Origin of the sequence: Amycolatopsis taiwanensis DSM 45107 (genome assembly GCF_000519205.1) — a bacterium.
Classification (GTDB): Bacteria; Actinomycetota; Actinomycetes; order Mycobacteriales; family Pseudonocardiaceae; genus Amycolatopsis_E; species Amycolatopsis_E taiwanensis.
The window spans coordinates 518,070-538,141 of the sequence record NZ_KI912598.1; the positions used below are offsets into that span (position 1 = coordinate 518,070).

At 69.5% G+C, this 20,072-nt stretch carries 23 protein-coding genes; 20 read left to right on the top strand and 3 right to left on the bottom strand.

Annotation, left to right across the window (positions count from 1 at the left end):
* Positions 1–79: 79 nt before the first annotated feature.
* The 13 genes from A3CU_RS0137270 to A3CU_RS0137335 all read left to right on the top strand — a co-directional run bounded on the left by A3CU_RS0137270 (position 80) and on the right by A3CU_RS0137335 (position 11,346).
* Positions 80–436 (top strand): histidine triad nucleotide-binding protein, encoded by a 357-nt coding sequence (locus A3CU_RS0137270; protein WP_027946531.1) that lies wholly within the window; start codon positions 80–82, stop codon positions 434–436.
* An 84-nt stretch (positions 437–520) separates the two neighbouring features.
* Positions 521–1,570, top strand: coding sequence for a PhoH family protein (locus A3CU_RS0137275; RefSeq protein ID WP_084144142.1), 1,050 nt, complete (start codon positions 521–523; stop codon positions 1,568–1,570).
* Between the two features lie 157 nt (positions 1,571–1,727).
* The gene (ybeY, locus tag A3CU_RS0137285; RefSeq protein ID WP_027946533.1) at positions 1,728–2,270 is read left to right on the top strand and encodes an rRNA maturation RNase YbeY; all 543 of its coding nucleotides are present in this window, start codon (positions 1,728–1,730) and stop codon (positions 2,268–2,270) included.
* A gap of 83 nt (positions 2,271–2,353) precedes the next feature.
* Entirely contained in the window at positions 2,354–3,685 is a 1,332-nt protein-coding gene (locus A3CU_RS0137290; RefSeq protein ID WP_027946534.1) for a hemolysin family protein, read from the top strand.
* On the top strand, positions 3,678–4,034 hold the full coding sequence (locus A3CU_RS0137295; protein WP_052372810.1) for a hypothetical protein: 357 nt from the start codon (positions 3,678–3,680) through the stop codon (positions 4,032–4,034). The genes A3CU_RS0137290 and A3CU_RS0137295 overlap by 8 nt, the downstream gene beginning before the upstream one ends.
* Before the next feature lie 38 nt (positions 4,035–4,072).
* Entirely contained in the window at positions 4,073–4,963 is an 891-nt protein-coding gene (gene era, locus A3CU_RS0137300) for a GTPase Era (RefSeq protein WP_027946536.1), read from the top strand.
* Positions 4,964–5,363: 400 nt separating this feature from the next.
* Complete coding sequence (gene recO, locus A3CU_RS0137305) at positions 5,364–6,143, top strand: DNA repair protein RecO (RefSeq protein WP_027946537.1); 780 nt, start codon at positions 5,364–5,366, stop codon at positions 6,141–6,143.
* A 58-nt stretch (positions 6,144–6,201) separates the two neighbouring features.
* On the top strand, positions 6,202–6,990 hold the full coding sequence (locus A3CU_RS0137310; RefSeq protein ID WP_156960755.1) for an isoprenyl transferase: 789 nt from the start codon (positions 6,202–6,204) through the stop codon (positions 6,988–6,990).
* Positions 6,991–7,054: 64 nt separating this feature from the next.
* Positions 7,055–7,456, top strand: coding sequence for a hypothetical protein (locus A3CU_RS0137315; protein WP_043843758.1), 402 nt, complete (start codon positions 7,055–7,057; stop codon positions 7,454–7,456).
* Between the two features lie 23 nt (positions 7,457–7,479).
* On the top strand, positions 7,480–8,493 hold the full coding sequence (locus A3CU_RS0137320) for a permease (protein ID WP_043843760.1): 1,014 nt from the start codon (positions 7,480–7,482) through the stop codon (positions 8,491–8,493).
* Between the two features lie 34 nt (positions 8,494–8,527).
* Complete coding sequence (locus tag A3CU_RS0137325) at positions 8,528–9,250, top strand: TIGR03943 family putative permease subunit (protein WP_027946541.1); 723 nt, start codon at positions 8,528–8,530, stop codon at positions 9,248–9,250.
* Between the two features lie 126 nt (positions 9,251–9,376).
* On the top strand, positions 9,377–10,462 hold the full coding sequence (locus A3CU_RS0137330) for an ABC transporter ATP-binding protein (protein WP_027946542.1): 1,086 nt from the start codon (positions 9,377–9,379) through the stop codon (positions 10,460–10,462).
* Positions 10,462–11,346, top strand: coding sequence for an ABC-2 transporter permease (locus A3CU_RS0137335; protein ID WP_027946543.1), 885 nt, complete (start codon positions 10,462–10,464; stop codon positions 11,344–11,346). The genes A3CU_RS0137330 and A3CU_RS0137335 overlap by 1 nt, the downstream gene beginning before the upstream one ends.
* A 54-nt stretch (positions 11,347–11,400) precedes the next feature.
* Here A3CU_RS0137335 and A3CU_RS0137340 read toward each other — a convergent pair whose 3' ends face one another.
* Together A3CU_RS0137340 and A3CU_RS0137345 are read right to left on the bottom strand one after the other, a co-directional pair.
* Positions 11,401–11,832: a Fur family transcriptional regulator gene (locus A3CU_RS0137340; RefSeq protein WP_027946544.1), complete on the bottom strand. Its 432-nt coding sequence runs from the start codon at positions 11,830–11,832 to the stop codon at positions 11,401–11,403.
* 67 nt (positions 11,833–11,899) lie between these two features.
* Positions 11,900–12,274 (bottom strand): ArsR/SmtB family transcription factor, encoded by a 375-nt coding sequence (locus tag A3CU_RS0137345; protein WP_027946545.1) that lies wholly within the window; start codon positions 12,272–12,274, stop codon positions 11,900–11,902.
* Between the two features lie 151 nt (positions 12,275–12,425).
* Here A3CU_RS0137345 and A3CU_RS0137350 point away from each other — a divergent pair, with 151 nt between their 5' ends.
* A complete protein-coding gene (locus A3CU_RS0137350) occupies positions 12,426–13,829 on the top strand; it encodes a glycine--tRNA ligase (protein WP_027946546.1) in 1,404 nt (467 codons plus the stop codon).
* 87 nt (positions 13,830–13,916) lie between these two features.
* Here A3CU_RS0137350 and A3CU_RS0137355 read toward each other — a convergent pair whose 3' ends face one another.
* Positions 13,917–14,297 (bottom strand): type II toxin-antitoxin system VapC family toxin, encoded by a 381-nt coding sequence (locus tag A3CU_RS0137355; RefSeq protein WP_245617496.1) that lies wholly within the window; start codon positions 14,295–14,297, stop codon positions 13,917–13,919.
* 265 nt (positions 14,298–14,562) lie between these two features.
* Here A3CU_RS0137355 and A3CU_RS0137360 point away from each other — a divergent pair, with 265 nt between their 5' ends.
* The 6 genes from A3CU_RS0137360 to A3CU_RS0137385 are packed head-to-tail and all read left to right on the top strand — an operon-like array spanning position 14,563 to position 20,010.
* A complete protein-coding gene (locus tag A3CU_RS0137360) occupies positions 14,563–15,501 on the top strand; it encodes an ABC transporter ATP-binding protein (protein ID WP_052372812.1) in 939 nt (312 codons plus the stop codon).
* Entirely contained in the window at positions 15,498–16,226 is a 729-nt protein-coding gene (locus tag A3CU_RS0137365; RefSeq protein WP_027946549.1) for an ABC transporter permease, read from the top strand. Before A3CU_RS0137360 ends, A3CU_RS0137365 begins: the two co-directional genes overlap by 4 nt.
* Before the next feature lie 11 nt (positions 16,227–16,237).
* Complete coding sequence (locus tag A3CU_RS48555; RefSeq protein WP_063628961.1) at positions 16,238–17,425, top strand: sensor histidine kinase; 1,188 nt, start codon at positions 16,238–16,240, stop codon at positions 17,423–17,425.
* Entirely contained in the window at positions 17,422–18,027 is a 606-nt protein-coding gene (locus A3CU_RS0137375) for a response regulator transcription factor (RefSeq protein ID WP_027946550.1), read from the top strand. The genes A3CU_RS48555 and A3CU_RS0137375 overlap by 4 nt, the downstream gene beginning before the upstream one ends.
* A 52-nt stretch (positions 18,028–18,079) precedes the next feature.
* Positions 18,080–18,724, top strand: a complete 645-nt coding sequence (locus A3CU_RS0137380; protein WP_043843763.1) for a YdcF family protein — start codon at positions 18,080–18,082, stop codon at positions 18,722–18,724.
* Between the two features lie 41 nt (positions 18,725–18,765).
* Entirely contained in the window at positions 18,766–20,010 is a 1,245-nt protein-coding gene (locus tag A3CU_RS0137385) for a deoxyguanosinetriphosphate triphosphohydrolase (protein ID WP_156960742.1), read from the top strand.
* Positions 20,011–20,072: the final 62 nt, after the last annotated feature.

The window sequence follows — 20,072 nt, forward strand, 5'->3', positions numbered from 1 at the left end:
CCGGCGCGGGAGAGCGGCCACAGCTGGTGCTCACGACTCCTTCGCGCTCGACGAGGTGTAGCGCGTTAGGGTCGGCGGCATGAGTGACGCCGAGACGTTGTTTGAGCGGATCATCGCGGGCGAGATTCCGTCTGACGTCGTGTACGAGGACGACACGACGTTCGCGTTCCGGGACATCCGGCCCCAGGCCCGGGTACACGTGCTGGTGGTGCCGAGGAAGCGTTACCGGAACGTGGCCGAACTGGCCGCGGCGGACCCGCAGCTCCTCGCCGACGTGCTCAAGACCGCGCGGAAAGTCGCTGAACTGGAGGGGATTACCGAATCCGGATACCGCGTCGTCTTCAACACCGATGCCGACGCCGGCCAGACGGTGTTCCACGTCCACGCCCACGTGCTGGGCGGTGAACAGCTGGGTTTGTTCGGACGGCACGGGTAACCGGGTGCGTTTTCTCGGGGTGGGCGGCTAGCATCGTGGTGTCAGCCAACGATTGAGGGAAGCAGAAGGTAGGCCCGAGGACACTTGGCCGGTACCGCACAGGGTGGAGCCGCCCGATCGGACGTCGGAGAGGACGTTCCCCAGACAGGCACGAAGAGTGCACAGTCCCGATTCCCCATCCCGGACACGGCCGTGTTGTCGCTACTGGGCTCACGTGACGAGAACCTGCGTGTCGCCGAGGAGTTGCTCGACGCGGACGTGCACGTCCGTGGCAACGAGGTGACGCTCACCGGGGAGCCGGCCGATGTGGCGTTCGGTGAACGCGTGTTCGCCGAACTGGCCACCCTGGCCGCACGCGGACAGCAGGTCAAACCGGACATCGTCCGCCGCACGGTGGCCATGCTCTCGGCCGGCGCCGCCGAATCGCCCGCCGACGTGCTCAGCATGGACATCCTGTCCCGGCGGGGTCGCACCATCCGGCCCAAGACGCTGAACCAGAAGCGATATGTCGACGCCATCGACAAGCACACCGTCGTCTTCGGCATCGGCCCGGCCGGCACCGGCAAGACCTACCTCGCCATGGCCAAGGCCGTGCAGGCGCTGCAGGCCAAGCAGGTCACCCGGATCATCCTGACCCGTCCCGCGGTCGAGGCGGGGGAGCGGCTCGGCTACCTGCCCGGCACCCTGTACGAGAAGATCGACCCGTACCTGCGGCCGCTGTACGACGCGCTGCACGACATGGTCGACCCGGAGTCGATCCCGCGGCTGATCCAGGCCGGGACCATCGAGATCGCGCCGCTGGCGTACATGCGTGGCCGCACCCTCAACGACGCCTTCATCATTCTCGACGAGGCGCAGAACACCACGCCCGAGCAGATGAAGATGTTCCTCACCCGGCTCGGCTTCGGCTCGAAGGTCGTGGTCACCGGGGACATCACCCAGGTCGACCTGCCGAGCGGGCAGCGCAGCGGCCTGCGCGTGGTGCGGGAGATCCTCCAGGGCGTGGCCGACCTGCACTTCGCCACGCTGACCAGCCACGACGTCGTGCGGCACCGGCTGGTCGGGGACATCGTGGACGCGTACGAGAAGTGGCAGGCCACCCAGGACGCGGGGAACGGATGGCGCAGGTCGTGATGTCCGCGCGCAGGCCGGGGGGAGAAGTGACAGTGGACTCTGCTGAGATCCCGGCTCTTGGGGTGACCACTGAGCGCGCCGGAGGTTACGCGAATGCGGAGGCCGGCCGGGGTTTTGTCTACGCATTCGCGTTCGCGCGCAGGTCGGGGGAGAAACGGTGAGCATCGAGATCCGCAACGAATCCGGAGTCCCGGTGGACGAGACGTCCATCATTTCGGCGGCCCGGTTCGCGCTCGAGCGGATGGAGGTCAGCCCGCTCGCCGAGCTGTCCGTGCTGCTGGTGACGTTGGACGACATGGCAGGCCTGCACGAACAGTGGATGGACCTGCCCGGCCCCACCGACGTGATGGCCTTCCCGATGGACGAACTGGAGGCGGGCCACCGGCCGGACGCCGGGGACGCCTCGCCGGCCCTGCTCGGCGACATCGTGCTGTGCCCGGAGTTCGCCCGGGACCAGGCACGCACGGCCGGGCATTCGCTGACGGACGAGTTGCACCTGTTGACCGTCCACGGGGTGCTGCACCTGCTCGGCTACGACCATGCCGAACCCGAGGAAGAGCGCGAGATGTTCGGGCTGCAGAAGCGGATCCTGAACGACTTCCGCTCCGCGACGGCAGCCGCCCGGCGCCGGGACGCCCAGCGCAGCAACGACGACCGCCTCCTCGGCGCGGCCGGGCTCGACCACCCGTTCGAGGTCTAGGCGGCGGTGTTGGTGACCTCGGGCGAACCGGGTTCGGGTGCTCGAAGACGGGCCCCGGATCTCGGCGGACCGGATAGTGGCTGATGGCCGATTCCGTCGTATTGCTGGTCATCGCCATCGCGTTGGTGCTGCTGGCGAGCCTGTTCGCCGCCGCTGACGCGGCGATCGGCACCGCGTCAATCGCACGCGTCGAGGACCTGGTGCGCAACGGCCGGCCGGGCGCGCGGCAGCTCGCCGCGGTGGTCTCGGAGCGGCGGCGGCACATCAACCTGCTGCTCCTGCTGCGGCTGGGCTGCGAGCTCACCGCGACGGTGCTGGTCACCGTCGCGTTCCTGGGCTGGATCCGGCCGGCCGGGCTGGCGGTCGCCGTCACCGCGGTGGTCATGGTGGTGGTCAGCTATGTGCTGATCGGCGTCGGACCGCGCACCATCGGCCGTCAGCACCCGTATCGCGTGGGTGCGGCGGTGGCCGGACCAGTGCGGGTGCTCGGCTCGGTGCTCGGGCCGTTGAGCCGCCTGCTCATCGTCGTCGGCAACGCGATCACCCCGGGGCGGGGCTTCCGGGAAGGTCCGTTCAACTCGGAGATCGAGCTGCGCGAGCTGGTGGACCTGGCCCAGGAACGCGGCGTCGTCGAGCCCGGCGAGCGCGAGATGATCCATTCCGTGTTCGAACTGGGCGACACGGTCGCCCGCGAGGTCATGGTGCCGCGCACCGAGATCGTCTGGATCGAACGGGACAAGACCGTGCGGCAGGCGCTGGCGCTGTCGCTGCGCACCGGTTTCACCCGCATCCCGGTGATCGACGAGTCCGTGGACGACATCGTAGGCGTGGTCAACCTCAAGGACCTGGTGCGCGCGTCGATCAATGACGGCTCGGCGCTCCGGGTGGCGGAGCTGATGAACCCGGCGATCTTCGTGCCGGACTCCAAGCGCCTCGACGACCTGCTCCGGGAGATGCAGGTTTCGCACAACCACATGGCGATCGCCGTCGACGAGTACGGCGGGACAGCGGGGCTGCTGACCATCGAGGACATCCTGGAGGAGATCGTCGGCGAGATCACCGACGAGTCCGACCTGGAGGAACGCCCGCCGGTGGAGTATCTCGACGACGGCACGGTGCGGGTGTCGGCGCGGCTGGGCGTGGACGACCTCGGTGAGTTGTTCAGCGTGGACCTCGACGGGCACGACGTGGAGACGGTCGGCGGGTTGCTCGCGCAGCGGCTCGGCCGGGTTCCGCTGCCGGGATCGGAGGCCGAGGTCGAGGGCCTGCGGCTGTCCGCCGAGGGCGGCAAGGACAGGCGCGGGCGGATGCGGATCACCACCGTCGTGGTGCGCGCCGAAGACGGCCGGGTACCCCGCCGTAAGGTGCGTAACGGAAACGGCGATGACGACGAGCGGAGTGTCGAGGATGACTGACGAACCGGCGACCGGCGGGGCGCTGGCCGAAGAGGACGAGAAGATCGTGCTTCTCGCCCGGTCGGCGCGGGCCCGGACGCAGGCCGCTGAGGGCGCCGCGGTGCGCGACACCGATGGCCGGACCTACGCGGCCACCACCGTCGCGCTGCCGTCGTTCCACCTCACCGCGCTCCAGGCCGCGATCGCGGCTGCCGTGTCCAGCGGTGCCGACGGGCTCGAAGCGGCCGCGGTGGTGACCGAGCAGCCGCTGGTCGCCGGGGCGTCGGTGCAGGCCGTGCGGGACCTCGCGCCAGACGCGCCGATCTTCCGCGCCGACCCGGGCGGAGCGGTGCAGGAGGTGGTGCGGTGAACCGCCTTCCCGCAAGCCCCGGCGAGAAGGCCGGCGCCGTGACGCACCGTTCCGGGTTCGCCTGCTTCGTGGGCCGCCCCAACGCCGGCAAGTCGACCCTGACCAACGCGCTCGTCGGCAGCAAGGTCGCGATCACCTCCAGCAAGCCGCAGACGACCCGGCACGCGATCCGCGGCATCGTGCACCGTGACGACGCCCAACTGATCATTGTGGACACTCCCGGGCTGCACCGCCCGCGCACGCTGCTCGGCCAGCGCCTCAACGACCTGGTGCACGCCACCTGGTCCGAAGTGGACGTGGTGGGGTTCTGCGTGCCGGCCGACCAGAAGATCGGCCCGGGTGACCGGTTCATCGCCGCCGAACTGGCCAAGATCGCCCGGCGCACTCCCGTGCTCGGCATCGTCACCAAGACCGACCTGGTCAAGCCGGAAGTCGTGGCCGAGCAACTCCTTGCCCTGCAACAGGTCATGGACTTCGCCGACCTGATCCCGGTGTCCGCTGTGGACGGTTACCAGGTGCGGGACCTGACCGATCTGCTGGTGGCCCGGCTACCCGAGGGGCCGCAGCTCTACCCGGACGGCGAGCTGACCGACGAGCCGGAGCAGACCCTGGTCGCCGAGCTGATCCGCGAGGCCGCGCTCGAGGGCGTGCGTGACGAGTTGCCGCATTCGATCGCCGTCACCGTCGAGGAGATGATCCCGCGCGAGGACCGCGACCTCGTCGACGTGCACGCACTGCTCTATGTGGAGCGTCCCAGCCAGAAGGGGATCATTCTCGGTCACAAGGGGGAGCGGCTGCGCACGGTCGGCTCGCAGGCGCGGCGGCACATCGAGGCGCTGCTGGGCACGAAGGTCTACCTGGATCTGCATGTCAAGGTGGCCAAGGACTGGCAGCGCGACCCCAAACAGCTACGTCGCCTGGGTTTCTAGACACCGGCACCGTTTCGAAGTGCCCTGCGAGGCCGGTGCGGTAGCACCTCACACCCTGAACCCGGAACTCGCCTTCCTGAACCCGGAACTCGCCTTCTTGAACCGGGGACACGCCGTCCTGAACCGGGGACACGCCGTCCTGGACCTGGAACTCACCGTCCTGAACCGGGGACACGCCGGGATTGTGGTGTGTCCCCGGCTCAGGCGCCTGAGTTCCCGGTTGAGGCGCGTGAGTTCCTGGTTGAGGTGCGTGAGTTCCGGGTTCGGGTGCGTGAGTTCCCGGCTGAGGTGCGTGAGTTCCGGGTTCGGGTGCGTGAGTTCCTGGTTGAGGCGCGTGTGTTCTGGGTTTGGGCGCGCGTGTTCCGGGTTCAGCGCGCGGCGCGTCTGACAAGATGGATGGGTGAGCCTGTATCGCGACACCGGCGTGGTGTTGCGGGTGCACAAGCTCGGTGAGGCCGACCGGATCATCACCCTGCTCACCCGCCGCCACGGCAAGGTGCGTGCGGTCGCCAAGGGGGTCCGCCGCACCACCTCGCGGTTCGGCGCGCGCCTGGAGCCCTTCGGCCACGTGGACGTGCAGTTCTACACCGGACGCACGCTCGACGTGATCACCCAGGTGCAGACCGTCGACGCCTTCGCCCTCCCGCTGGTGGGCGACTACCAGCGCTACACCGCGGCCAGCGCGATCGCGGAGACCGCCGACCGGCTGACCGCCGAAGAGGGCGAACCCGCGTTGCGGCTCTACCTGCTGGTCACCGGCGCGCTGCGGGCGCTCGCGGAGGGCCGGCGGGACGCCTCGCTGGTGCTCGACGCGTTTCTGTTGCGGGCCATGGCCTTTGCCGGCTGGGCCCCGGCCATCACCGAATGCGCCCGGTGCGGCCTGCCGGGACCGCACCACGCGTTCAGCGTCCAGGCCGGCGGTTCACTGTGCGGGAGCTGCCGGGCGCCGGGCGCGGTCCATCCCGCGCCCGAGGTGCTCGTGCTGCTGGCGGCCCTGCTGCACGGCGACTGGGAGGTCGCCGAGGCATCGGTGCCGGGGACCCGGCGGGACACCAGCGGCCTGGTGGCGGCCCATCTGCAGTGGCATCTCGAACGCCAGCTGCGGTCCCTGCCGCTCGTGGAACGGCGGCCAGTAGGGTCGACGCAGGGCGCGCGAACGTGGGAGAGCGGCCGGACGTAGCGAACTTTCAGGAGGGAACCTGGTGCGGCGCAGGGCAGGAGAGGTCATCACGCCACCGATGCCGGTGCGGCCCCCGCAGCCGCATCCATCCGGCGCCAAGCCCCCGCGGATCCCGGCCGAGCTGGTGCCGAACCATGTCGCACTGGTGATGGACGGCAACGGGCGGTGGGCCAACCAGCGTGGACTGCCCCGGATCGAGGGGCACAAGCGCGGCGAGGCCGTGATGATCGACGTCGCCAGTGGCGCGGTCGAACTGGGCGTTCGGTGGCTTTCGGTGTACGCCTTCTCCACCGAGAACTGGAAGCGCAGCCCCGATGAGGTGCGCTTCCTGATGGGCTTCAACCGGGACACCATCCGCCGCCAGGTGGACTACCTGGGCTCGATCGGGGTGCGGATCCGCTGGGCGGGACGAACCCCACGCCTGTGGCGCAGCGTGATCAAGGAGCTCCAGGCGGCCGAGGAGAAGACCAAGCACAACACGTTGCTCAACATGACGATGTGCGTGAACTACGGCGGGCGCGCCGAGATCATCGACGCGACGCGGCAGATCGCGCGTCTCGCCGCCGAGGGCAAGATCAATCCGGACAAGGTGGACGAGCGGATGCTCGCGAAGTACCTGTACCAGCCGGAAATGCCGGACGTGGACCTGTTCCTGCGTCCTTCGGGCGAGCTGCGCACGTCGAACTTCATGCTCTGGCAGTCGGCCTATGCGGAGTTCGTCTTCCAGGACACGCTGTTCCCCGACTTCGACCGCCGCCAGTTGTGGGCGGCCTGCCTGGAGTTCGCCAAGCGTGACCGGCGATTCGGCGCCGCCGTGGACGAGGCCGCCGTGAAAGGTGCTTCGTGAACAGTTCTGTGCCGAGTCGCGGCAGTCAAGATGACCAGGTCGCGCGGAAAATTGCGGAGGAACTGTGACCACCTCGGAGTTGCTGGAACGGGCGCGCGAGGCGCTGGAGCGCTACCTCGAGGTGCACGTCGACCCGGACGGCGCGCTGACCTTCTCGCACGCCGGAGTGCCGTGCGTGATCCAGTCGAGCGAGTTGGCGGAGGGGCTCACCGTGCTCAGCCTGACCTGCGTGGTCGGCTGGGACCTGCCGGATGATCCCGGCGTCGCCGCTTCCGCCGCCGAGCGCGCCGGGGAGGGGCTGTTCGGCACGCTCGGTGTGGTCCACACCGACCGCGGGCTCGACCTGACCCTGCGATACGCGTTTCCCGCGCAGGGGCTCGAAATCACCGCGCTCGGCACCCTGCTGATGCTGGTCGTCTCGACCGCCTCCCAGTTGCGGTCCGAACTGCTCGACGTCGTGCCGTAAAGCTTTTGTCGTAGCGTCCTGGGATGATCTGGCGCGTGTCGGTCACCACGGGAACCCGCAAGCAGCGGAAACTGAGGATCACTTCGCTCGAAGTGCTCTGCGCTGTGCTCGTGCTCGCGATCTTCGCGCGGTCGAGGCTCAGCGACGCGTTGAGCGTGCCCGCGTTGCGGACCGGGGCGACGGTGTTCGTCGCCATCTGTGTGCAGGCGCTGCCGTTCCTGGTGCTCGGAGTGCTGATCAGCGGGGCGATCGCGGCGTTCGTGTCGGCTCGCGTGCTGACCCGCGTGTTGCCGCGCCGGCCGGCCGCCGCGGTCGGGGTCGCCGGGCTGGCGGGCGTGGCGCTGCCGGGCTGCGAGTGCGCGTCGGTGCCGGTCGCCCGGCGGTTGATGGTGCAGGGCGTCGCGCCCGCGGCGGCGCTGACCTTCCTGCTCGCCGCGCCCGCGGTGAACCCGGTCGTGCTGGTTGCCACCGCGGTCGCGTTCCCGGGCAACCCGGAGATGGTGCTCGCGCGGTTCCTTGGCTCCTTCGCCACCGCCGTGGTGATGGGCCTGCTGTGGGCCCGCTGGGGCAAGCTCGACTGGATCGTCGAACGCGCGTTGGCGCGGCTACCCGAACCCGGAGGCGATGCGTTTCGAGGCCGGTGGCGGGTTTTCGCCGAGACCGCACGCACCGACCTGGTGTCCTCCGGTGGATTCCTCGTGCTCGGCGCGCTCATCTCGGCGGCGCTGAACGTGCTGGTGCCCGGCGAGTGGTTCCAGGCGCTGGCCGGTCACCTGGTGCTCGCGGTGCTGGTGATGGCCGTGCTGGCGGTTGTGCTCGCGCTGTGCAGCGAGGCGGACGCGTTCGTCGCCGCGTCGCTCACCGCGCTGCCGCTACTGCCGAAGCTGGTCTTCCTGGTGGTCGGGCCGGCGATCGACGTGAAGCTCTTCGCGCTGCACGCGGGCACCTTCGGCCGGTCGTTCGCGATCCGGTTCGCACCGGTGACGTTCGTGGTCGCTCTCGTGTGCGCGCTGCTGGCTGGGGTGGTGATCGGATGAGTAGCGCGGTCGCGCGCAAGGTCGCGGAGGAACGGTGAGACGGGAGACCCAGAACATTCTGCTCGTGCTGCTCGGCGGCGCGCTGCTCAAGCTCGGGATCAACGGCGACTATCTGCGGTACGTCAAGCCTGCCCAGCAGCCGTGGGTGCTCGCCGGTGGGGCCGTTATGCTCGCGCTGGGCGTGATCGCGATCGTCCGGGACGTGGCGACCGCGCGCACCCGGATCTCCTCCGCCAGCAACGAGTCTGCTGGCGACCACCATCATCCGGCGCGCTCGGCGTGGCTGCTCGTTTTGCCGGTGCTCGCCGTGTACCTGATCGCGCCGCCCGCGCTCGGCTCGGACTCGGTGACGCGGACGGAAAGCCGTGCCCCGGCTCCGCAACTGTCGGCGGCCTTCCCGCCGCTGCCACCGGGAAACGTGGTACCGCTGTCCATGACGGAGTTCGTGACGCGCGCGGGCTGGGACGGAACCGGTTCGCTCAACGGTCGGACCGTGTCACTGACCGGGTTCGTCACGCACAACGGGAACTCCGTGCTGCTGGCGCGAATGGTGATCACCTGCTGTGCCGCCGACGCCTTTCCGGTGACCGTGCGGCTCGACGGTGCCGAACCCGCCGGCTATCCCGACGACACCTGGTTGCGGGTGACCGGCCAGGTCGTGCCGGGCACCGCGACCCGGGCGAACCGCTACACACCCGATCTCACGGTCACCGCCTTCCAGCGCGTGCCGGCTCCGCAGGACCCGTACGAGGAGTAGTTGTCGAACTGTCGGTGACAGTTGATTACCTACCGTGAAACCAGCCCCACCTGTCACACGATTGGCCCTATACGGCAGGATGTCCGCTGCTCAGATCAACACTCGCCGCCGGAACCAGGGGGAACCATGCAGAACGACGGCACCGGCCGCATTCTCGTGCAGAACCTCAGTAAGACGTTCGGTCCTGTCACCGCCGTGCAGAACTTGAGTTTCACCGTGGAGCCGGGGTCGGTGACGGGGTTCCTCGGACCGAACGGTGCCGGCAAGACGACCACGCTGCGCATGCTGCTCGGACTGGTCACGCCGACCGCCGGCGTGGCGACGATCAGCGGTCGTCCCTACCACCAGCTGGGAAGTCCGGCGCGGGTGGTGGGCGCGGTCCTGGAGAACGAGGGTTTCCATCCGAGGCGGACGGCGCTCAACCACCTGCGGGTGTACGCGGCCGCGATCGGGGTGCCGGATCAGCGGGCCGGTGAGGTGCTCGGCCTGGTGGGACTGTCCGCCGCGGCGCAGCGGAGGCCGGGCGATTTCTCGCTCGGCATGCGGCAGCGGCTGGCGCTCGCCACGGCGTTGCTCGGTAACCCGCAGGTGCTGGTGCTGGACGAGCCCGCGAACGGGCTGGACCCCGAGGGCATCCTGTGGCTGCGGAACTTCCTGCGTGCCTACGCGCGGGAGGGCCGCACGGTGCTGGTGTCGAGCCACCTGCTGTCCGAAGTGGAGCAGACCATCGACCAGGTGGTGATCATCAGCCACGGCGTGACCCGCTACTTCGGTTCGCTCGAGCAGTTGCGCGGCAGCCAGCAGAGCCGGGTCCTGGTGCAGGCGGCCGACCCGAACGCACTGGTCAAAGCCCTGCAGGAGGCTGGTCACCAGCAGGTGGAGCCGACCCAGGACGGCCGGGTCGCGGTGCTCGGCGTGACCCGCCAGGAGATCGGGGACCTGGTCGCGAAGTCGGGTCTGGCGGTCTACGGGATGGAGGAGGACCGCGCCGATCTGGAGAAGCTGTTCTTCCAGCTCACCAACGGCGCGTACACCGGTGCCCCCATGCCTGCGCAGCCGCCACAGCAAGGCGGCGGCTGGGGCCCGCCGCCCGGGGCCGGCCCGGCGTCGCCGTATCAGCAACAGCAGCCGTATCAGCAACAGCAGCCGTATCAGGTCCCACCGGGTTATCAGCAGCCGGGGCAGCAGCAGGGTTGGGGAGGTCACCGCTGATGGGCAGGTTGATCAAGGCGGAGTTCCGCAAGGTGCTGACCACCAAGAGCTGGTGGGCCCTGATGATCCCCGCGGCCGCCCTCGCGCTCGGGTTCGCGCTGGGGTGGGGGGCGTTCACCAACGACGTCGGCGACGCGCTCTCCAGTTCTGACGTCCAGGCCATCACCGACGCCTTTGGCATCACGATCGGTGAACTGCCGATGGGCCTGCTCGCGATCGGGCACGGCATCAACATCGGCCTGACCTTCGCGGTGATCTTCGGCGTGTTCGCGCTCGCCGGCGAGTACAGCAAGAAGACGATCACGACGACGTTCCTGACCGCCCAGAACCGCGTGTCCGTGCTCAGCGCGAAGATGATCACCTACTCGATCTGGGGCGCGATCTACGGACTCGTCGTGGCCGCCATGGCGAGCCTGGGCATCGTGCTGACGGAGGACAGCGAGCGCCTGCCAACGGCCGGTCAGTGGCTGGGGGTGGTCGGCGCGGCCGTGCTGGCCGGGGTTCTGGCGACCCTGTTCGGGATCGGCGTCGGCGCGGTGTGGAACAGCGTGGTCGGCGCTGTCGTCACGTTGTCGATCTACCTGATCCTCGTGGAGAACGTGCTGGTGTTCCTGTCCTTCGGCCTGTGGCAGGTCGACTGGCTGGGCGGTGTGCTGCCCAACGGCACCTTGAACGGGATCGTCGGTGCCATCGGGGCGGAGGCCTTCGGCGCGGCCGGCGTGCACGTGCCGGGCCTGGACTCGGAAGCGGCGTGGGGGCTGCAGTACTTCGCGGGCGCGCCGGGAGCGTTCTCGTGGTGGGCCTCGGCGCTGATCTTCCTGGCCTGGACGATGATCTTCTTCGTCGGCGGGTGGACGGCCAACCAGCGGCGCGACATCACCTGATGTTCGGCTGACTGCGCAAAACTCCCCCGAGGTCATCGGGGGAGTTTTGAATCGCTAGTCGCGCTCGGGGAGTTTCGCGCAGTCCGCGCAGGTGCCGACGATCTCGACGGTGTGTGAGATGTCGGAAAACCCGTTGTTCGCCGCGATCTTCTCGGCCCAGCGCTCGACGGCCAGCCCCTCCACCTCCACGGTCCGGCCGCAGTGCCGGCACACCAGGTGGTGATGGTGGTGCGCCGAGCATCGCCGGTAGATCGCCTCGCCGCTGTCGGTGCGCAGCACGTCGACCTCGCCCGCCTCCGACAAGGACTGCAGGGTGCGGTAGACCGTGGTCAGGCCGATTTCGTCACCGCGTTTGCGCAACTCGTCGTAGAGTTCCTGAGCCGACCGGAAGTCCGCGATGTCGGCCAGCAGATCGACCACGGCCGCACGCTGCCGCGTCGACCGGCGGCCAGGCACCGGTGCCTTGTCCCGCGCCGGACTGCTCACGTTCCCCGGACCTCCTCATGCTCCGCCGCCCGCTCGCATCGCACGAGCGGGGCTTGGCCATTGTCCCTCACGAACCTTCGCTGACGTGCTCGACGGCATCCACCACGATATGGGCCAGGTGCTCGTCCGCGAGCCGGTAAACCACCTCGCGGCCCCGTCGCTCGCCGCGCACCACGCCGGCGGACTTGAGCACCCGCAGGTGCTGGCTGATCAACGGCTGCGTCACGTCCAGCGCCTCCACCAGCTCGTGCACGCAGCGCTCCGCGTCGCGTAGTTGCAGCACGATAGCGATGCGGACCGGCGCGGCGAGCGCACGCAGCAGGTCACCGGCTTCGGACAACGTGGACACCGGTTGTGTCGGCGTACGCGGCGTTGGCGCACCCGTTGCGGGTTCGTGCTCGACCTCGTCAGGTACGGCCGCGTTCGGGCTCGCCGTCGGCATGTCGTCTCCCAGCCTCTCGTCGGTTGACCACCATCGTAGTAGCTGGAAGTGAACTTCGTTATCGTCTGGGCGACCACATGTCAAGCCCCGAACGGCCGCCGGATACGCTGGACAAACCAAGTCCGTCCCCGCATCTGATGGAGAGCGTGGAGTGCCCGCCAACAAGATTGAAACCGTCGTCAGCCTTTGTAAACGTCGTGGCTTCGTCTTCCCCTCGGGGGAGATCTACGGCGGTACCCGGTCGGCGTGGGACTACGGGCCGCTCGGGGTCGAACTCAAGGAGAACATCAAGCGCCAGTGGTGGAAGACCATGGTGCAGAGCCGCGAGGACGTGGTCGGCCTCGACTCGTCGGTGATCCTGCCGCGGCAGGTGTGGGTGGCCTCCGGTCACGTGGGTGCCTTCCACGACCCGCTGGTCGAGTGCACCAGCTGCCATCGCCGCTTCCGTGCCGACCAGCTGGCCGAGGAGTACGCCGAACGAACCGGCAAGGACGATGTGGAGACGGCGGACGGGGACTTCGACCTCTCCGACGTGCCCTGCCCCAACTGCGGCGTCCGCGGCCAGTACACCGCGCCGCGCGAGTTCAACATGATGATGCGGACCTACCTCGGCCCGGTGGACAGCGAAGACGGTCTCACCTACCTGCGCCCGGAGACCGCGCAGGGCATCTTCGTCAACTTCCTCAACGTGCTCACCACGTCGCGGAAGAAGCCGCCGTTCGGTATCGGGCAGATCGGCAAGTCGTTCCGGAACGAGATCACGCCCGGTAACTTCATCTTCCGCACGCGTGAGTTCGAGCAGATGGAGATGGAGTTCTTCGTCGAGCCCGGCGAGGACGAGAAGTGGCACCAGTACTGGATCGACCTGCGCACCGACTGGTACACCGACCTCGGCATCCGGCGGGAGAACTTGCGGCACTACGAGCACCCGAAGGAAAAGCTCTCGCACTACGCGAAGCGCACCGTGGACATCGAGTACCGGTTCGGCTTCTCCAGCGGCCAGGAATGGGGTGAGCTGGAGGGCATCGCGAACCGCACCGACTTCGACCTCACCACCCACTCGAACCACTCCGGGGTCGACCTGTCCTACTTCGACCAGTCGACGGGGCAGCGGTACCGGCCGTTCGTGATCGAGCCGGCAGCCGGCGTGGGCCGGCCGATGATGGCGTTCCTGCTCGACTCCTACACCGAGGACGAGGTGCCCAACGCCAAGGGCGGCGTGGACAAGCGGGTCGTGCTCAAGCTGGACTACCGGCTCGCGCCGTACAAGGTCGCGGTGCTTCCGTTGTCGCGCAACGCGGATCTGACCCCGAAGGCGCGGGACCTGGCGGCGCAGCTGCGCAAGAACTGGAGCGTCGACTTCGACGATGCCGGTTCGATCGGCAAGCGCTACCGGCGCCAGGAAGAGATCGGCACGCCGTTCTGCGTCACCGTGGACTTCGACTCGCTGGAAGACCAGGCGGTCACCGTCCGCGAGCGGGACACCATGGCCCAGGAGCGCATCGCGATCGACAAGGTCGAAAGCTACCTCGCCGGCCGTCTCCTCGGCTGCTGATCCCCGCGCGACGCTCTTACTATTCGCCGGGTCAAGGATTTGTCGACCCGGGGTGCGGTCGCCGTTCCGCCAAGGAACGGCGACCAGTCAGCAAACGATGATCTGCGCCGTGTGTCCGCTGGATCGGGCAAGTCGGGCGTCGCGGGTGACCAGGGGGCAGTCAAGTGTTTCGGCCAGTGCGACGTAAGCCGCGTCGTAAGCGGAGACGTTGTTGCGCAGCTGAAAGGCTCGACGTCGCAGGCCGTTGGCGAATGGCCAGAGGCGCAGTGGTAGGTCGTCGTAGTCGGTGAGCAGGTCGTGGGCTCTGGGCGGGCTCAAGTGCCCAGCCAGGGTGAGCCCGCGCAGGGCGGACACGACCGCGAAATCGAGTAGCGCAGGAGCATGCAACTCCTCTGCCGCAAGCGTTTTGCGAAGGTCGTCGGTGTTGTCCACGCCGGTGAGGGCGTCGACGACTGCGGCGCTGTCCACGACGATCAAGGCCGACGCCCGCCAAGCAGTTGGTCGTCGCGTTCTGCGCGAGCGTCGGTCACCATGCCAAGTGCGGAGATGCCGGACCGCTCGGCGCGGCGGGCGGCGCGGTCAAGAACCTCCGCCACGGTGGGGCGGGCGGCCTCGCGGTCGACCAGGTCCCTGCATTGGTTGGCAGACCATGCGATCGATCGTGACAGTTGTCATGGCGCGGTCGTGACGGTTGCTCTGCGTGCCGGAGCCCGCGGGCCAACATGATTTCGGTATGAACGCAATCGAGATCAGCCCCCGCGACGGCGCGGTGGCGGCCGGGGCGGCGGTTCACCTGTCCGGCCTGCGTAAGCACTACGGGGACGCGCACGCTGTGGACGGCGTCGACCTCACCATCGCCCCTGGGGAGGTGGTCGCCCTGCTCGGCCCGAACGGGGCCGGCAAGTCGACCACGGTGGACATGATTCTGGGACTCACCCGGCCCGACGCCGGCCGGGTGAGCGTGTTCGGCAAGGCGCCTTCGGATGCCATCGCACACGGCACCGTCGGCGCGATGTTGCAGGGCGGCGCACTGCTCGACGACGCGACCGTCGGCGAGATGGTCGCCATGGTCGCGTCGTTGCACCGCAAGCCGATGCCGGTGGCCGAAGCGCTGCGCCGGGCCGGGGTCGAGGAGCTGGCGGGCCGGCGCGGCAACAAGCTCTCCGGCGGCCAGAAGCAGCGGGTGCGCTTCGCGGTCGCCCTGGTCAGCGACCCGGACCTGCTGCTGCTCGATGAGCCCACCGCGGCCATGGACGTGGGCAGCCGCCGCGAGTTCTGGCACTCGATGCAGGCGTTCACCAGCACCGGACGGACCGTGCTGTTCGCAACCCACTACCTGGAGGAGGCGGAGGAGTTCGCCGACCGCGTGGTGCTGATGCGCGCCGGCCGGATCGTGGCCGACGGGTCGGTCGCGCAGGTCCGCGCGCTCGCCGGGGGACGCACGCTCCGGGCCGTGGTGCCCGGCATCACCGAAGCCGCGGTCGCGGACCTGCCCGGCGTCACCGAGTACCAGATCCGGGGCGCGCAGATCGCGGTCTCCAGCAGTGATTCCGACAAGACGCTGCGCGCGCTGCTGGAGGCCTTCCCCACCGCCCACGACATCGAGATCGCCGCGATCGGTCTCGAAGGCGCCTTCCTTTCCCTCACGGCCGACGAGGAGTCCGAGCGATGAGTGTCAAGTACCTGGCCCTGGAAATCCGGCGAGTACTGCGCTCGCAGCGGTTCCTGATCTTCACCATTGCCTTCCCGGTCCTGCTGTTCCTGCTCTACACCGGCATCTTCGCCAAGGGCGACAAGACGGTCACGGCGGCGCTGATGGTCAACATGACGGCGTTCGGCGCGATGTCCTCGGCCCTGTTCACCGGCACCCGGGTCGCCGTCGAACACCAGGCGGGCTGGCAGCGTCAGCTGCGGCTCACCCCGCTGTCCGGCTCGGGTTACCTGGCCGGCAAGCTCGCCACCGGGATGACCCTGGCGCTCGCGCCGGTGATCCTGGTTCCCTTGGTGGGCAAGCTGATCGAGGGGGTCTCGCTGGACCCGGCCGGCTGGCTTCGGGTCACCGTCGGGGTGTGGCTCGCGGCGATTCCGTTCGCGCTGATCGGCCTGCTGATCGGGCAGATCGGCACCGCGGACTCCACCCAGCCGATCACGCAGTTGGTGATGCTGCCGATGGCGCTGGTCGGCGGGATCTTCATCCCGGTCGAGGCGATGCCGTCCTGGCTGTTGAACATCGCGCACGTGCTGCCCAGCTACTGGCTGGCCCAGGTCGGCCGGGGCGGGGTGACCAGCGAGCTGTCCACCGGTCTCGGCCAGGACGCGCTCGTGCTGGCGGCGTTCACCATCGCGTTCTCGATCGGGGTGATCCGCCGCTACCGTAAGGATTCGGCGCGAGTGTGACGGAGCGAGTCATGATCTACCGGGAGTCCGACCCCTTGAGCTGGTGGGAACCGGCGTACCGGGGAACCGCCAACGCGGACCGGTACGGGGGGAAGCGGTGGCCGCTGCTCGGCAGCCTGTTCATGCTGCCGCTGGTCGTTCCCGTGCTGAAGGCGGTGTTCGCCGGCGAGCAGGGATCGATCGCCAGGTTGGTGCTGGTGTTGCTGTACAGCGCGTGCTACATCGCCTTCCCGCGCGTGCTGCTGATGGCCCGGCCGTTCAAGTGGCAGCTCGCCTTCGCGGTCGTGACGCTGGTGACCGGCTGGCTGCTGGTGCTACAGGGCGGCAGCGTCTACATCCTGACCTACGCGATGGCGATCCTCGCCTTCGGGCTGCCGCCGGGGTGGGCGCTGATCCTCGACGGTTCCTCGGTGGTCTCCGGGTTCGCGTTGCTGCTCGCGGGCGGTCCCGTCCATGGTTCGGCCGGTGATGTCGCCGCCGTGGCCGGGATCACCACCGGGTTCTTCTTCATGGGCAGGCTGCTCCATACCGTGCGGCACCTCCGGGCAGCGCAGCGGGAGATCGCGACCCTGGCGGTCACCGCGGAGCGGGAGCGGCTGGCCCGGGACCTGCACGACATCCTCGGCCACAGCCTGACCACGATCACCGTGAAGGCGGGCTTGGCACGCCGGGTGCTGGAAAGCACGAAGGACATCGACCGCGCGATCACCGAGATCCACGAGGTGGAGGGCTTGTCCAGAAGCGCGCTTTCGGACGTGCGCGCGACGGTTTCCGACTACCGGGAGGTTTCGTTGCCGGCGGAGTTGGTCGGGGCGAAGGCCGCGCTGCGGGCCGCCGAGATCGACGCCGACCTGCCGCACGCGGTGGACAACGTGCGGACCGACCTGCAGCAGCCGTTCGGTTACGTACTGCGGGAAGCGGTCACGAACGTGATCCGGCATTCGAACGCGAAGCAGGTGAAGGTGCGGTTCGGGCGGACCTGGCTGGAGGTCGAGGACGACGGCCGGACAGCATCCGGCAGCGCGCCCGGCAACGGGCTGCGGGGCCTGCGGGAGCGGCTCGCCGGGGTCGGTGGGACCCTGGTCGCCGAACCGCGCCCGGGCGGGGGTTTCCTGGTGCGGGCGGAGGTGGCGGGCACGGCCGAGGCCGGTGAAAACGAGCGTGCCCACAATGTTGACCGGCAGGAGGCCGTGGGGTGATCCGGGTGTTGCTCGCCGACGACCAGGCGATGGTGCGGGGTGCGTTGGCGACCGTGCTCGATCTCGAAGCCGACATCGAGGTGGTGAGCCAGGTGGGCACCGGGGACGAGGTGGTGCCCGCCGCGCAGGCTTGTTCGCCGGACGTCGCGCTGCTGGACGTGCAGATGCCCGGCAAGGACGGGTTGACCGCGGCGGCCGAGTTGCACGAAACGCTGCCCGCGTGCCGGATCATCGTGTGCACGACCTTCGGGCGTCCGGGCTATCTCGCCCGCGCCATGGCGGCCGGCGCCTCGGGGTTCGTGGTGAAGGACTCCCCGCCGGAGCAACTGGTGGACGCGGTCCGCAGGGTCCACAGTGGCCTTCGCGTGGTCGATCCGGCGCTCGCCGCGGAATCGCTGGCCAACGGCGCGAGCCCGCTGACCGCCCGGGAACACGAGGTGCTGCGGGCGGCCAGCGACGGCGCCACGGTCGCGGACGTCGCACGCCGGCTGCACCTGTCCGAAGGGACCGTGCGCAACCACCTGTCCGCGGCGATCGGCAAGACCGGCGCCCGCACCCGGGCCGAGGCGATCCGCCTGGCCGAGGAGAATGGCTGGCTGTGACGGCACCCGTGCTGCCGGTGCGCGCGATGGGTGGCGACGGCGGGATGGGAGGATGCCCCGGGTGGGGAAGCGTGGGTTCAGCTGGGTGCGCCGGGCGCTGTTCGGCACGGTCTTGGTCGCACTGCTGCTGATCGGGGGCACGGCGGTGCGGGTCTGGCAGGCCGCACGTGACGACGACCGGCCAACGGCCGACATGATCGTGGTGCTGGGCGCCGCGCAGTACAACGGCAAGCCGTCACCGATCTTCCAGGCTCGGTTGCGGCATGCGAAGCAGCTCTACGACCAGGGCGTGGCGAAGGTGATCGTCACCGCGGGCGGTAACCGCTCCGGCGACCGTTACACCGAAGCCTCGGCCGGGGCACAGTGGCTGATCGAGCAGGGGGTGCCGCCGTCGAGCACGCTGGCCGTCGGCGAGGGCAGCGACACGCTGGGCAGCCTGCGTGCGGTCGCGGCCGCCGTGCAGGCGCGGGGCTGGCACACGGCGGTGCTCGTGAGCGACCCCTGGCACTCGCTGCGTGCCCGGATCATGGCCGACGACGCGGGGATGGCCGCCTGGGCGTCACCGACGCACAGCGGCCCCATCGTGCAGACCCGTCTGACGCAGTTCATGTACATCTACCGGGAGACCGGAGCGCTGCTGTTCTACCTGCTCACCAAGACGCCCGCGGACGACATCGGCGGCACCGGCCTTCGTTGAGAGACCCGGAAATTGTCGGTTGCGCGCCATAGAGTGTGGGCGTGTACACCGAGCACGACCTTGAGCGGCGGCTGTCCGAGCCGCCGAAGGAGGCGGCCCTGCCCGGGGCCAGAGCCGACGGGCGGAGTCCCTTCGCCCGTGACCGGGCGCGCGTGCTGCATTCCGCGGCGCTGCGCCGGCTCGCCGGCAAGACGCAGGTCGTCGGCCCGGGGGAGGGCACCGAGATCAGCGGCGCGCCGCGGACCAGGCTCACCCATTCCCTGGAGGTCGCGCAGATCGGCCGGGGGATCGCCGAGGAGCTGGGCGCGGACCCGGATCTGGTGGACACCGCGGGCCTTGCCCACGACATCGGGCACCCGCCGTTCGGGCACAACGGCGAGCAGGCGCTGGACGAGGCCGGGCGGGCCTGCGGTGGGTTCGAGGGCAACGCGCAGACCCTGCGGATCCTGACCCGGCTCGAACCGAAGGTCGACGGCGCCGGCCTCAACCTCACCCGGGCCTGTCTGGACGCCGCCGCGAAGTACCCGTGGCCGCGGCGGGCCGGCCTCGCGAAGTTCGGCGTCTACGCCGACGACCTGGCGGCGTTCACGTGGCTACGCGAGGGCGCGCCGGCGGGGCGGACCTGCCTGGAGGCTCAGATCATGGACTGGGCCGACGACGTGGCCTACTCGGTGCACGACGTCGAGGACGGCGTGCTCGCCGGGCGGATCACGCTCGCGGTGCTCGCCGACGCCGACGAGCGCACCGCGGTCGCCGAGCTGGCGGCCAAGCACTTCTCGAACCAGTCGGTGTCCGTGTTGGAGGGCGCCGCCTGCGAGCTGCTCGCGTTGCCGGTGGTCGCGGTGCTGACGAGCTACGACGCCTCGCCCGCCGCGCAGATCGCGCTCAAGCGGCTGACCAGCGAGCTGGTCGGCAGGTTCGCCGCGGCCGCCGTCACCGGGACCCGCGAGGCCCACGGTGACGGCCCGCTCCGCCGGTACGCGGCCACCCTGGCGGTGCCGGCTCAGGTGGCCGCGGAGGTGGCCCTGCTCAAGGCGCTGGCGTTGCGCTACGTGATGAGCGATCGGCGCCGGCTGGCCGTGCAGGACGGTCAGCGGCAGGTGCTGGCCGAGCTCGTCGACGCGCTGGTGCGCCGCGCCCCCGAGTCGCTCGACACCGTCTTCCACCCCGCCTGGCACGCGGCCGGTGACGATGCCGCGCGCCTGCGGGTGGTGATCGACCAGGTCGCCTCGCTCACCGACGCGCAGGCCGTCACCTGGCACGCCTGGCACACCGGCCGCCATTGACCGTAGGCGCGTAGCTGACCAGGGGAAATCCCGTCGAAAGCCGGGAAGCTCACCCACCACTG